Source organism: Coleofasciculus sp. H7-1 (assembly GCF_057473865.1).
Map to the genome: position 1 here is coordinate 1 of NZ_JBYCCT010000061.1, position 12852 is coordinate 12852.

Here is a 12852-nt window from a genome sequence, read left to right on the forward strand (position 1 = left end):
CCATGACCGGGATGTGAATGCCGCACATAACATACTCGCCGCAGGGCTTGCGGTGAAAGTCTGTGGAGCGAACGTAAGACCGGATAGGCATAAGTCTGATGGCAGTTGCATTGAAGCAGAAAAGTCTAAGAAGTGATTCTTGGAATCCCCGTACCTTTTAGGTCGGGGAGGATGTCAATGATAGGTAAATAATTAAACAGCCATTCAAGCCCTCTCGGCGGAACAATAAGTTCTGCCGGAAACTGGCTAAACATGACTGTTTCAGACATACCAAAACTAAATTTTGAAAAACGCGATCGCACTTTAACCCAAAAAATGCAGACAACGATAGAAAGATTCCGTCTTTCGGAGAGTCGGAAAGTCCTCAAACGTCCAGCCAGTGACCAAATTCCGTAACAAAGCGATCGCCTAAAATTGCCTCCCGAATTCGTTGCGTGAAGCGAATCAATTCAGTAACGTTGTGAATCGAGAGTAAAGTGTAACCGAGGATTTCCCGCGATCGCACTAAATGACACAAGTAAGCGCGGCTGAAGTTCTGGCAGGTGTAGCAAGGACAACTAGCATCAAGGGGAGTGAAATCTTCTCTGTACTGCGCGTTTTTTAGATTCCAGCGTTCTCCCTGTACCATCACAGTCCCGTGACGCGCCCAGCGGGTGGGAATCACACAGTCAAATAAATCGATACCGGATGCGATCGCTTGTGCCATTTCTCGATAAGTGCCTACACCCATCAGGTAACGAGGCTTTTCGGCAGGTAACACTGGCGCAGTCGCCCGCACAATCTGGTGAATCAGTTCCGGCGGTTCTCCCACACTGACACCGCCAATCGCGTATCCTGGCAAATTTAACCCCGCTAATGACTCAGCAGCCGCAACTCGCAAATCCAGATAAACCCCACCCTGAACAATCCCAAACAAAACTTGCTCGTCCGGACGTTGGTGAGCATTTATACACCGCTCCAGCCACCGATAAGTCCGCTCTGTTGCCGCCACGACTTCCGATCGCTCCGCTGGGTAGGGCGGGCACTCATCAAATGCCATGATGACATCCGCTCCCAGTTCGTTCTGAATTTGGATTGACCGCTCTGGCGTCAGATGAAGCATCCGCCCATCGCGGGGAGAGCGAAATGTTACACCGTCTTCAGTAATTTTCCGCAACTCGCTCAAGCTGAATACCTGGAAGCCCCCAGAATCTGTCAGCATCGGCTTCTTCCAGCCCATAAAGCGGTGCAGCCCACCCGCACCCGCCACAATCGCTTCTCCAGGTTGCAAGTGGAGGTGAAAGGTATTCGCCAGAACCATTTGGGCACCCGTTGCCTCCAGCTGATCGATTGTCAGAGATTTGACAGTCGCCAGCGTCCCTACCGGCATAAACTTAGGTGTTTCCACTAAGCCATGCGGTGTCAAAAAAGTCCCGGCTCGTGCCTGCGTATGGCGACAACGCGCCTGACATTGAAACGAAAATCCCACTTACTTTAGCTGCGAGTCTCACTAACAACAGTCTTTAGCCCTTAGTTTTTAGGTGATTAGCCGATTTTTATTGACTAATGACTGATGACTAACGACTTCCTAACAACTACTACTTAGAATAAGCAATCGTCGTCGTCAAGTTGGACATCCCACTTAGCAGACAGAACTTGTGTCACCATCGCTTCTAAAGCGGCGGCATTAATGATCGGCGTGCTTTGCTCTTGGAGTGGACTAGAAAGCGGTATCAAACGTAACTGACGATGATCTTGAATTAAGTCAAAATAAGATTCCTGTTCGCTCGACTGGTGCAGTTGCAGATAATCAAAACTATGGACGTTGAGATAGATTGCCTGGTTAGCAATCATTGTAGACCGCTGTGGCTCGGCAAATACCTCCAGCACGCATCCTTCGCCCTCGCTCTGCACTTTGCCATCGAGGGTGTGGATGTAGCGAACGCGACCTAGATCGGTCAGCAGTCGCCGCATATCTTGTTTATTAAGGATTATGCCGCTGTCAATAATACATGGAGCCGGTAAGCGGGGCGGAGATTGGTCATAAGTCATGGAAACAGCCTCTGGTTCAAACAAGCCCGATCTTGCCTGGTCGCTGCGTAGATGCAACAGAATAAATGCAATATACACTACTTAGGGAAGCAGGTAGCTTTCATAACCTAATGGCTTACGCCTTTGGCAATCGGAACTGCTACGAGACAATCTTAGCCCAACATTTCTCCCCTGTTCATACGCTAATCTGCTGAATCTGCGATCGAAAAGTCATTAAGTTTGTTGGTTGTGCAAATTTTCTCATTTTGGCAAGCATTTCTGGGCGCGATCGCCTTTTACACCTGTATCCCTATTCCATCTGGATGGGCATTAGAATTCCGGGGCATTGCTCGTTGGGCACCTTTGGTGGGTTTATTGATTGGGGGGTTACTCGCTCTTTTGGATACTTGTTTCCAACTGCTGGGTGTCCCGATGCTGACTCGTTCTGCAATGGTGGTTGTTGCTTGGATTGCCCTCACCGGGGGTCTGCATCTGGATGGGGCAATGGATACAGCAGATGGACTGGCAGTGCAGGATTTTTCTGCGGACAAGCTACGCGAACGACAGCGGCGTCTAGAGGTGATGGCAGATAGCGTCACGGGTGCCTTTGGAGCGATGGCAGCGATCGCGCTGCTGCTATTAAAAACATCTGCCCTGACTGACTTAGAATCTTATCGGTGGCTGGCACTAATGGTATCGGCGGGATGGGGGCGGTGGGGACAAGTGGTGGCGATCGCTTGCTATCCTTACCTCAAAGCGGAGGGTAAAGGTGCCTTCCACAAAGAATCGATTCGGACGCCTCAAGACATCCTGCTGGGATTGCTGTTGCTATTTGCCCTGTTGGGATTACAGATCGTTGTGTCACCGAGTCGGTGGCTGGCAGCGGTGGGAACAGCAGCCGCAGGATGCGCGATCGCGCTTTTAACAGGAGCCTGGTTTCACCGCCAGCTAGGCGGGCATACCGGCGATACCTACGGGGCAGTTGTAGAGTGGACAGAAGCTTTTTTATTGTGCGCGATCGCTAGCCTCTACTCTGACTTTTCGCGCTAAGTCTCTGTAGCAAGTTGCCAACCTTCACATAGGGATTCCAATTTCAGCCAACCGCGCCAGAAAACTTGAATCCCAATTGGCGTTTTTTTCGATATTCCAACTAGCCTTCTAAAAATGCCGCTGCCTCAACTGCCCAATCCACTGCGAATACTTTCGGCAAATTGGATGATTTAGCCTTAATGACATCACTAATTTGTCAAAGCGACATTAATCTGTCAACGATGACATTTAATTAGTCACTGTTTATAAAAGCGGGTAATCGGACTCGAACCGACGACATTCACCTTGGGAAGGTGACGTTCTACCACTGAACTATACCCGCATTTCGAGGTTAACCATCAGCAGAGTGCTGAAAGCTAACCTCTATTATACGACTTATAGAGCGCCAGCATCCAGTAGTTGGAACGCTATACATCTCACGTTGAGCCGCGATTATGGAGCCTGGACTAGATAAGGTGAAGGAATCGCCTCAGCACGACCAGCATTCACTAGCGCCTGGTAGACAAAAGCGGCGACTTCAGCCCTAGTGGCGTCACGGCTGGGATTGAGCTGAGTCAGCGTCGGATAATTCACCACCAGTTGTTTCTGAGTTGCCCCTGCGATCGCTGTACTTGCCCAGCTAGGAATCTGGGTGGCATCATTGTAAACAGACAGCACACCAGTATTGTCCGAACGCAATTTCAAACCACTTGCCAAGGAAACTAAAACTTGCAATCTGGGGATGCGCTGTTCCGGGCGAAATACCTGACCCGGATACCCAGACAAAAAGCCTCCCCGATAAGCTGTTTGGATGGCTTGATAAGCCCAATAATTGCTTTTGACATCTACAAAATTGATACCAGATTGTGTTGCTGCTGGTGTAAAAGCTTTGTTGATAATAGCCGCAAACTGAGCGCGAGTGACAGGTTCGTTGGGGCGGAAAGTGCCATCAGGGAAACCGGCAATCACATCTTTAGCAACCAAAGCTTCGATATACGCTTGCGCCCAGTTCCCTTGAACATCGGCAAAACCGCCGCTAGGTACCGACGCCGCCACAAAATCCACGCGCCCGGAAATTTTCTTAGAATCAATATCGTTGCCGACCGCGATGATAGTATTCGTGCGGGTTAGGTTGGCAACATCGAAACGAACATTGTTGCGAATCCGATTTTGCCCAGGATTTTCTTGAGTCCCTAGATTGGGTTGAGCATCCCCGCTTGCCACGACTCCATAGCGCGTGTTTGCCTCAATAATATTGTTACGCAGTACTGGGGCAGAGGAGTTGGAGGCAACGACTCCATCAATGTTTTGGACAATGCGGTTGTCTGCGATCAAAGGCGATGCCGTCTCAGTCAAGACAATCCCATTACCCGTCTCTTGAAACAGATTGTTGCGGACTTCTCCTTGAGCTGTCTTGGCGACTGAAATGCCATTCCCCTTATTTTTGGTAAAGACGTTGCTTTCAATTTTGGGGGTAGCTGTCCCGGTGACGAAAACTCCTTCCCGGTCGTTGCTCGAAAAGGTGTTGTTACTAACCGTTGCATTGGTAGATTCAATCCACAGTCCAGTTCCGCGACGATTCGGGTTGGTGATGGTCAGTCCTCTGATTTCACTGTCTTTCTCTGCCCGAATTGCAATGTTCTGACCGGAAAAGGTGGGACTAACATAGCCGCCTCCGCCAATAATCGCTACGGTCTGTCCTTTGCTTTGCTCGTCGCCGCGCAGAATGACGCCCTGTTTGACAAGGAGGGGGAAAACTTCACCCGTGTCAACCGTGTAGGAACCAGGAGCTAATTGTACTACTGTGCCAGAGTTGGCTTGCTGGAGGGCGTAGGTGATAGTGCGATAGGGTGTGGTTTCACTGGTGCCAGCACTGGCAGTATCGTTGCCCGTGGATTGGTTGACGTAGACAAGTTTCGCGCTTGCAGGAAGTTGAGCTATCTGCGTTGATGGCTCGAAAAGGGCAGCCGCAGGAAGTGCCATGACCCCTCCAGACCAAAGCAACAAAGCGCTTAGCAGGGACGCCCGGACGGGTACGACACCAGCGAGGCGTTTGGCGGAACGGATGCTAGAAAAATGGAAGGAACGAGCGGAAAAACCCTGAGGTGTCATACGTTTGCTGCTTTTGATGTGCATTATTAACTGTACGATTTAGCAACTTAGAGACTAACTAATTGGGATATTTTTTTACGCTGGAAGCTATACATACTTAGTGTATGCACTCGCGTCGCCAATATTAATATTCACAATTACGTTTGATGACAAGTTGCGAATATTATCAGTTCCCAACGTGGCAACTTGCCCATTCTAAAAAAATTTCAGGCGATGTAAAGCCTGAAATGTTCTGAGGGCTTTGGTTTTATAAATCTAAGCGCGTTAGCTGATGCTAATTCAGGCCAGAGGGATGATTCAAAAGCAGTTGTTCCTTGAGCAGGAGGATGCAACCCATTGGCATTCAGTATCGTCAAAGTAGAATAAGCACAGTTGTGCTATTTCAAAGCTGTTTTCAGGTTCCTTATGCGCTCTCTACTGCTGCGATCGCTACCTTTCGTATTTTGTTTCTTCGCTGCTGCGGGTGTTTTGCTCAGCGCCTCTCCTGCGGATGCTGCTAACTCGGTAGTGCTGAAATACCGCTTTCTACGGGAATCGGTATCTGTTCCCGAACTCACAACTTTTTCAGAAACGGGTAAACTTTCACCCGCGCTGCGTGCTTATCTGGCTCTAGCAGGAAGAAAACCTGAGGATTTGCGAAAAACCCTGACGCAAGAAGTTAAGGTGAATGCCCGGATTTTAGATCGGGTGCTAAATAGCCAGATTGGGGAAATCCTCTTGAATCAAGTCAGTGACGTGGTTCATACTCCCGGCAATGGCGCAAACATTCAGTCCTTACGGGGAGCGGTGATGACTTCGGCGCTTCCAGACAATCAGATTACCCTGATTGAACTCTTACAAAATTACCCGACCTCAGAAGTTCATGTGGAGGGCGATCGCCTTGCCGAGGTTTATGGCAAACTCAAGCGACTGGGACAGGGCTTGCCCAATCTAGGTGATTTAATCAAAATTGGTCAGTAGTGAGTTGTCATTAGTCATTAGTCCCTTGCTACTGACTAATGACTAATGACTAATAAGCAAGGGTTTCTAGAGTTTCGCGCAGATATCGGCGAACCCGATAATCAAGGTTGAACTCCTGAAGGCGGTCGTCATCCAACGGGTGTTCTATCTCCCAGCGCTGAAACCCAGAACTGGATGCGATCGCTTGTTTGAGGCTTTCCCAGATTTTGGTATTGCCGGAGAATTGGCTGGTTGATGAAGCAGGAAACCTGACCATATGCACCTTAAATAAGGGAACAAGGAGCTTTCAGCTATCAGCCTTCAGCAATTCTATTTTAGATTTTGATTTTAGATTGTGGATTTACAACCCACTCTAAAATCTAATCTCTAAATCTAATCTTTAAAATTGACTGCCCGCTGATGACTATTTAACAAATTTCTATGTCTATTCTTAGGATAACTCAGTTAGGTTGGGGGGATTTGTGCTGTCAGTAACATCTCTAGGTCAATCCGCCAAAATTTTTGGCTCTTCATTACTTGGTATGCTAAAAAGTTGATTCCAAAACTTGAAAGGCTTACCTAGCAAGGTATAACGATTTTGGACTGTATTTTCTATTTAATAAACGCTAAATTGGCTTAAATTCATGGCTAGTATAGCTTGTGGCGCTTCTTGACTATAAATTTAGCATACCAACTACGGAAGAGCCAAATTTTTTGGGTTACGCCAGTTGCTGAAAGCTTTTAACGTTAGACACCGATGTGCAGAAAAACCAGGAACCTTGAAGAAAAATCTCTTTTTTAGATTAGTCGGAGGACGCTGGCGCTTCTATTGCGGCATTTATTGGTTCTAGTGGGTTGGGCGATATAGCAGATGTCTCTGAAATTTCCGGCGGTAAGATTTGATTCACCTGTACTCCCGGAATTGTAAATTGTTGCGGAATTTGTTCTGCTGAACAGGGTTGTGTAGCAGAAAATGCTGCTTCGTTAGTGAGGAGGACTCGCGCCACGCTCAGCGGTATCTGCAAGAACAAATTGCTTGCCAGAAATGCCAGCGCCGCTATTAGCAGTCCAGCGAACCGCCACTCTGGGGGAAGCGGTGTAACAGTCGCCGCTAGCGGTGCTGCCTGATAGATTAGCCACAACACCCACAGCATGAAACCAGCTGCCAGAACGGCTACTAATTGGTTCGCGGGTGACTTGAACTGTGACAACAGGCGTCGCTGGTTAAGCGTCAGTTGACTTGGCTTCAATGCCACTGCCAGGATGCTGAAGATGTTGAAAGGACGGCTCAACTGCATCCATAGCACGGGTGCAATGCCTACAGTGGCAACCAAAAATATCTCCAACCACACCGGAAACACGGGATCGCCAACTGCCAGACCCAGCCAGCAGAGTTCCAGCCAAATGGGAACTGTCGCCAGACCGGCAAGATGAATCCACAAGAACGGTTCCAACCAAAAAGAGCGCATTGTAGAGGACTCTCAGACTGAGGACTGAAGGCGAAGTGTCGTGACAGCGCGGACTGAGTTAAAAGGACTGAGCATGAAGTCGGAAGAGATTCACTTTTCTTCTCTCAGTCCTCAGTCCTTAGCACTCAGCACTAATTTGGCGATAGAGTCCGGCGCTTGCTTACCATTTGGTAGGCTTCGATGATGTCGCCTTCTACCCAGGCATTGAAACGATCGACGCCGATGCCGCATTCGTATCCGGCATTGACTTCCTTGGCATCTTCTTTCATCCGCTTGAGGGAATCTAAGACGCCATCATGAACTACCTGACTGTTGCGGCGCACCCGCACTCGGCAATTGCGAACCACTTTACCCGACAGCACATAGCAACCGGCGACGGAGCCACGACCGACTGGGAAGACAGCCCGGACTTCCACTTGCCCCAGAGGTTCTTCCACCTGCTCTGGTTCCAAGAGACCTTCCATTGCGCCTTGAATATCATCTAGCAGTTTGTAGATGATGTTGTATTCGCGCACATCGACCCCTGCTTGATCCGCTGCTTGTCGGGCACCGCTGGCAAGGGTGGTATTAAATCCAACAATTACAGCACCACTCGCGGCGGCTAAGTCAACGTCTGTCTCGGTGACTTCGCCAGGAGCCGCTAACAGCACCCGAACTTGTACCTCATTTTGTGGCAGCTGTCCGAGGGCACCCAGAAGAGCTTCTACGGAACCTTGAACGTCTGCCTTCAGAACCAAGTTGAGTTCTTTGAGATCGCCTTCTTGAGCTTGAGCTGAGAGGGAATTCAAAGTGACTCGGCGGGATGCCATCACCTGTTGCAGGCGTGATTGGCGTTGCTCATCGGCTCTGGCACTAGCGATCGCGCGACCTTCTTTTTCGTTCGGGTAGACCTCGAACTCATCGCCAGCCGCTGGGACATCGCTCAAGCCCAGCACTTCCACCGCGAACGATGGTGCCGCCGCAGTAACTCTATCTCCCCGGTCATCGATCATCGCCCGGACTTTGCCCAATACTGAGCCAACTACCAGGACATCACCTACTCGCAACGTACCATTCTGCACCAGCAAGGTAGCAACTGGGCCTCTCGACTTATCCAGATTTGCTTCAATCACCGTACCCTTAGCGGCGCGGTCTGGGTTAGCAGATAGTTCTAAAACTTCCGCCTGGATCAAAATCATTTCCAGCAGGGTATCCAAGTTTTCCCCTTTGATGGCGCTCACGGGAACCATTATGGTATCGCCGCCCCATTCTTCGGGTTGCAGACCGTACTGGATTAATTCCTGCTTCACGCGGTCTTGCTGGGCATCCGGTTTATCAACTTTGTTGATCGCCACGACAATTGGCACCTCAGCTGCTTTCGCGTGGCTGATTGCTTCAATTGTCTGGGGTTGGACACCATCATCGGCAGCAACCACCAGAACGGCGATGTCGGTGACTCGTGTTCCCCTCGCCCGCATTGCTGTGAAGGCTTCGTGACCAGGGGTGTCTAGGAACACAACTTGCTGAGTTTTTCCTTCATATTCCACATCCACATGGTAGGCACCGATGTGCTGGGTAATTCCCCCGGCTTCTCCCTGCGCTACTTTGGTTTTGCGGATGGAATCAAGCAGAGTTGTTTTCCCGTGGTCTACGTGACCCATAATCGTTACGACTGGCGGACGACGTTGCAGGTGATCCACGTCTTCGTCGGTCACCATTATCGTTACTTTTGTAGCAGCGGCTTGTTCTTCTTGCGTCTCCACTTCCACGCCCAGTTCTTTGGCCACCATTGTGATGGTTGGGATATCTAGGGTTTGGGTGATATTGATCGCAAAGCCTTTAAAGAACAGAGTTTTGATAATCTCTGTTTCCTGGACTGCTAGGGCTGTCGCGAGTTCTTGAACGGTCATACTGCCCGTTAACACCAGATTTTCGGGACGTTCTGCCTTAGCAGCAGGTTCGCGACGGCGATCGCGATCGTTGCTTTGCCCATCGCCGCGCTGCATTTGAGGCTTCCGCTTCTCTCTTTCCGCTGCCACCACGACTGGGCTGGGTGGACGAGCCTTTTGCTGCTTGGGAGGACGAGCCACGGATAGACTCACCTGTAATGCTGCTGGCAATTCCTCTAAATCCGTTTCAAAGTCTTCGTCGTCATCAATGAGGGGTTGAACCCGACGTTTAGCTTTAGCACCTGCCTTGCCTGCTTTATCTGGGTTTTCTTCTTCCTCACTATCCTCCCACTCAGGTTTTCGCTTGTTGGGACCGACGAGACGGGGGGGATTCGGTTTTCTTGCCTCTTCTCCGAGGGTATCGGGCGTTCCCAAACCTTCATCGTTTTCGTCCCGTAGTAGCTTCGAGCGACTGGAACCTGCTTCTAGTTGCGTGTCACCGACACCGCCTGGGCGTCTGCCAACTGGCACGGAAGGTCGCACCGGTCTTTGGGGCGGCGAGTGCAGTTCTGGAACTCGTGGTGGGGCAGGGGGGGCAGGTCGCTCCGATCTGACAGGGGCGGGAGGAGCCGATGCGTTATTTCTTTCGGGTGCCCCGCTCGCTGGTCCTACTTTTTGGGGTATCGCGACTGGCGAGCTAATGCCTGTTTCTACCTTGGCACGTTTTAATACAGGCCGATCCACATTACTTGGCCCAGGACGCTCCCCTGCTTGTCGCATGGGAGGTTCAACGAGATGGGGGGCTGGTTCAACAGCTTTCGGCGCTGGGTTATGAGGAGCCTCTACCGGGTCTACCTGTAGTTTTTCTTCTACTTCTACTTCTACTTCTACTTCTACTTCTACTTCTACTTCTACTACAGGAGTAGTATCCCGCTGGTTAGGACGCACTGGTTTATTCAGGCTTGTCGGCTTCATGGGTGATGGCGTCTGCTGTCTTACTGGTGGTTGGGGAGGAATCGCCACCTGTTCTCCCGGCTGTTGTGCGTTAGAACCAGAACCAGACTTATGCTGACGAATCTCCAAAATTTGCGGCTTGTTTTCTAGCCTGGGTCGCACCGATTGAGCGGCTAGCGGTGCTGTTTTACGCTGATCGATTGGAGCCCGCGCACGTGAAGCGGGTCGGGCTGCTGCCTGTTTTTCTGCCGCCGAGCGAATACTTTCCGCCTCCGATTCAGTTATTGTGCTGCTGTGGCTCTTGACTGCAATATTGAGCCGCTCACAAATTCCTAGAATATCCTTATTATCCAAATCCAATTCCCGCGATAACTCGTAAATTCTTACTTTGCCGTTGTTCATCCAGTCTTTCCCCTCGAATCCTACCAGTTTTTACACCATAACCATCTGCTTGAACGACAACTTGTTGATCATTTGCTTACTGCCTAATGGGTGTGAAGCTTTAACTTGCTGCCTATACTTCTACTAATGATATCCAAGCTACTTATGGGAAGTCTGTTTATCACCAAGTTAACTGAACTATCCCTAAGGATAGTGAAACACTTGTATTTCTAATTTCGCACAAATCTTTACAATTTGGGGCACGTCACTTTTTTTGGACTTCTTTCCTACAATATCTCATTCGGGCGGCTGTTTTAGGTCTGATGCGGATGGTAGGCAAGGTTCTTGAGGGCTGGATTCGCTTCTTGGCAAGGAGCGATCGCAGCCTTCAAGTTTAGTAGCTAAGCGCTGCCACAGGGTTTGGTACAGTGCTTCTGGGACAGGTACTTTGAGCGCTCTGCCCAGCCTATTTTTTTTTTGAGCCGCTACCAGACAACTTTCTTGGGGACAAAGATAGGCAGATCGCCCCATCCCCCAATCTAATTGTAACTGCTGGGACGGATAGACTCTGACAATTCGCCAAAACGCCGATTTTGGCGCGACTAGGCGGCAACTCACACAACGTCGGTAGTTTGGTTCCATCTCAAGTATTTGGGAGTTTAGATTTTGGATGGAAAATTTCATCTCAAATCTAAACTTCCGTGGTTTCCACCTCATCTACTTCATCTACATCATCAAAATCGTCACCGTTCTGCTGCCAGCTAGGCACTGTTGCTGGTCTTTCCAGTTCTTCAGGCTCATCGTCTGCTTCTTCATACTCAGCTTCCTCTTGGGCTTGCCGAGCGGCTGCTAGAGCTGCCATATTCCGAGCTTCCGCTTCGTAATCGTACTTGGCAATATCTTTAATATCAATTTTCCAACCAGTCAGGCGGGCTGCTAGACGGACATTCTGACCTTCTTTACCAATTGCCAAACTCAATTGATCCTCCGCGACCAAAACATGAGCCTGACGAGCATCTGGGTTAATCAGACGCACCTCATCCACTCGTGCGGGCGACAGAGCATTGGAAATATAAGTAGATGGGTCGGGCGACCAACGAATTACATCAATTTTTTCGCCGCGTAATTCATTCACCACCACTTGAATCCGCGATCCTCTCGCACCAATACAGGCTCCCACGGGGTCTACATCGCGCTCCAGGGTATCGACGGCGATTTTAGTTCGCGGACCAACGTGACGAGAAGGGGGATTCGCTTCCCGCGCCACTGCCACAATCCGCACCACTTCATCCTCAATCTCTGGGACTTCGTTGGCAAATAGATAAACGACTAAACCGGCGGCAGCTCTAGAAACCAGCAACTGTGGTCCCCGCGCTGGGCCTTCGCGCACTTTTTTGAGAAATACCTTGAAGGTCGCATTGGCACGGTAATTGTCGTTGGGTAGCTGTTCCCGTTTCGGTAAGTCAGCTTCTACTTCTGGCTGACTAAACCCACTACTGACAGCTAGAATCACGGATTGCCGCTCAAATCTCAGTACCCGCGCCTGCAAAACGGTTCCTTCCAGTTCTTGGAACTCTTCAGCGACGATTTTGCGCTGCTGATCTCGCAGTTTTTGCGATAGCACTTGCTTGGTCTGAATTGCTGCCATACGACCGAACTCGGTTTGATCGGGGGTCACATCTAAAACCACTGTGTCGCCAACAGCCGCCTCAGGAGCGACTTTCTGCACTTCTTCTAGACCGATTTCATGGTCGCCACTACTCACCTTTTCAACGATGGTCTTGGTCGCTAAGACGCGGAAGCCTTCTTCTCCTTCTTGTTCTAGGTCGAGTTCGACTTCAAAGTTTTGAAAGTAATCTTCATCAAAATGATGCTTGTCGAGGTTTTGGGTGCGACGATATCGCTCGTATCCTTTCAATAAAGCTTCTCGTAGGGCTGCTTGAACGGCACTTTTGGGTAAATTGCGCTCTACACTAATTTTATCGATTAGCTCTTTAAGTCCGCGTAGACTAACCATTGACATAAAAAAAACCTCGCTAATTGCTATTGGTAATTGGTAACTGGTAATTGGTAATAGGTCAGTGGTCAAG

10 protein-coding genes, 1 tRNA gene and 1 pseudogene are annotated in these 12852 nt (G+C 49.8%); 3 read left to right on the forward strand and 9 right to left on the reverse strand.

Going from position 1 to position 12852, the window contains the following annotated elements; genetic code table 11:
• A pseudogene (locus AC2VDX_RS15095) lies at positions 1 to 136 on the forward strand (RNA-guided endonuclease TnpB family protein); the annotation flags it as partial.
• A gap of 228 nt (positions 137 to 364) precedes the next feature.
• On the opposite strand, the gene tgt reads toward AC2VDX_RS15095, so the two are convergent.
• Complete coding sequence (gene tgt, locus AC2VDX_RS15100) at positions 365 to 1468, reverse strand: tRNA guanosine(34) transglycosylase Tgt (protein ID WP_378183076.1); 1104 nt, start codon at positions 1466 to 1468, stop codon at positions 365 to 367.
• A 113-nt stretch (positions 1469 to 1581) separates the two neighbouring features.
• Positions 1582 to 2031 carry a hypothetical protein gene (locus AC2VDX_RS15105; protein ID WP_378183079.1) on the reverse strand — a complete coding sequence of 150 codons (450 nt, stop codon included), beginning with the start codon at positions 2029 to 2031 and terminating at the stop codon, positions 1582 to 1584.
• 228 nt (positions 2032 to 2259) lie between these two features.
• Here AC2VDX_RS15105 and cobS point away from each other — a divergent pair, with 228 nt between their 5' ends.
• Positions 2260 to 3060 (forward strand): adenosylcobinamide-GDP ribazoletransferase, encoded by an 801-nt coding sequence (gene cobS, locus AC2VDX_RS15110; RefSeq protein ID WP_378183082.1) that lies wholly within the window; start codon positions 2260 to 2262, stop codon positions 3058 to 3060.
• Positions 3061 to 3310: 250 nt separating this feature from the next.
• Here cobS and AC2VDX_RS15115 read toward each other — a convergent pair.
• Positions 3311 to 3382 (reverse strand) — tRNA-Gly (locus AC2VDX_RS15115).
• 110 nt (positions 3383 to 3492) lie between these two features.
• Positions 3493 to 5151, reverse strand: a complete 1659-nt coding sequence (locus AC2VDX_RS15120; protein ID WP_378183085.1) for a DUF1565 domain-containing protein — start codon at positions 5149 to 5151, stop codon at positions 3493 to 3495.
• Positions 5152 to 5556: 405 nt separating this feature from the next.
• Between AC2VDX_RS15120 and AC2VDX_RS15125 the strand changes: the two genes are divergently transcribed.
• A complete protein-coding gene (locus AC2VDX_RS15125; RefSeq protein WP_378183088.1) occupies positions 5557 to 6111 on the forward strand; it encodes an alpha/beta hydrolase in 555 nt (184 codons plus the stop codon).
• 49 nt (positions 6112 to 6160) lie between these two features.
• Here the strand turns inward: AC2VDX_RS15125 and AC2VDX_RS15130 are convergent, their stop codons facing one another.
• From AC2VDX_RS15130 to nusA, 5 genes are all read right to left on the reverse strand, one after another.
• Positions 6161 to 6367, reverse strand: coding sequence for a hypothetical protein (locus AC2VDX_RS15130; protein WP_378183090.1), 207 nt, complete (start codon positions 6365 to 6367; stop codon positions 6161 to 6163).
• A 526-nt stretch (positions 6368 to 6893) separates the two neighbouring features.
• Positions 6894 to 7559, reverse strand: a complete 666-nt coding sequence (locus tag AC2VDX_RS15135) for a low-complexity tail membrane protein (RefSeq protein ID WP_378183093.1) — start codon at positions 7557 to 7559, stop codon at positions 6894 to 6896.
• Between the two features lie 131 nt (positions 7560 to 7690).
• Positions 7691 to 10783: a translation initiation factor IF-2 gene (gene infB / locus AC2VDX_RS15140; RefSeq protein ID WP_378183096.1), complete on the reverse strand. Its 3093-nt coding sequence runs from the start codon at positions 10781 to 10783 to the stop codon at positions 7691 to 7693.
• Between the two features lie 276 nt (positions 10784 to 11059).
• Positions 11060 to 11404 carry a YlxR family protein gene (locus AC2VDX_RS15145; RefSeq protein WP_378183328.1) on the reverse strand — a complete coding sequence of 115 codons (345 nt, stop codon included), beginning with the start codon at positions 11402 to 11404 and terminating at the stop codon, positions 11060 to 11062.
• Between the two features lie 49 nt (positions 11405 to 11453).
• Positions 11454 to 12785 carry a transcription termination factor NusA gene (gene nusA / locus AC2VDX_RS15150; RefSeq protein WP_378183099.1) on the reverse strand — a complete coding sequence of 444 codons (1332 nt, stop codon included), beginning with the start codon at positions 12783 to 12785 and terminating at the stop codon, positions 11454 to 11456.
• Positions 12786 to 12852 lie beyond the last annotated feature (67 nt).

What these genes read in the sequence shown, in the direction of transcription:
- AC2VDX_RS15135 (WP_378183093.1), bottom strand. Translation starts at nt 7,559, where the DNA reads ATGCGCTCTTTTTGGTTGGAACCGTTCTTGTGGATTCATCTTGCCGGT.
- AC2VDX_RS15145 (WP_378183328.1), bottom strand. Translation starts at nt 11,404, where the DNA reads ATGGAACCAAACTACCGACGTTGTGTGAGTTGCCGCCTAGTCGCGCCA.
- AC2VDX_RS15130 (WP_378183090.1), bottom strand. Translation starts at nt 6,367, where the DNA reads ATGGTCAGGTTTCCTGCTTCATCAACCAGCCAATTCTCCGGCAATACC.
- AC2VDX_RS15120 (WP_378183085.1), bottom strand. Translation starts at nt 5,151, where the DNA reads ATGACACCTCAGGGTTTTTCCGCTCGTTCCTTCCATTTTTCTAGCATC.
- infB (WP_378183096.1), bottom strand. Translation starts at nt 10,783, where the DNA reads ATGAACAACGGCAAAGTAAGAATTTACGAGTTATCGCGGGAATTGGAT.
- AC2VDX_RS15125 (WP_378183088.1), top strand. Translation starts at nt 5,557, where the DNA reads ATGCGCTCTCTACTGCTGCGATCGCTACCTTTCGTATTTTGTTTCTTC.
- nusA (WP_378183099.1), bottom strand. Translation starts at nt 12,785, where the DNA reads ATGTCAATGGTTAGTCTACGCGGACTTAAAGAGCTAATCGATAAAATT.
- AC2VDX_RS15105 (WP_378183079.1), bottom strand. Translation starts at nt 2,031, where the DNA reads ATGACTTATGACCAATCTCCGCCCCGCTTACCGGCTCCATGTATTATT.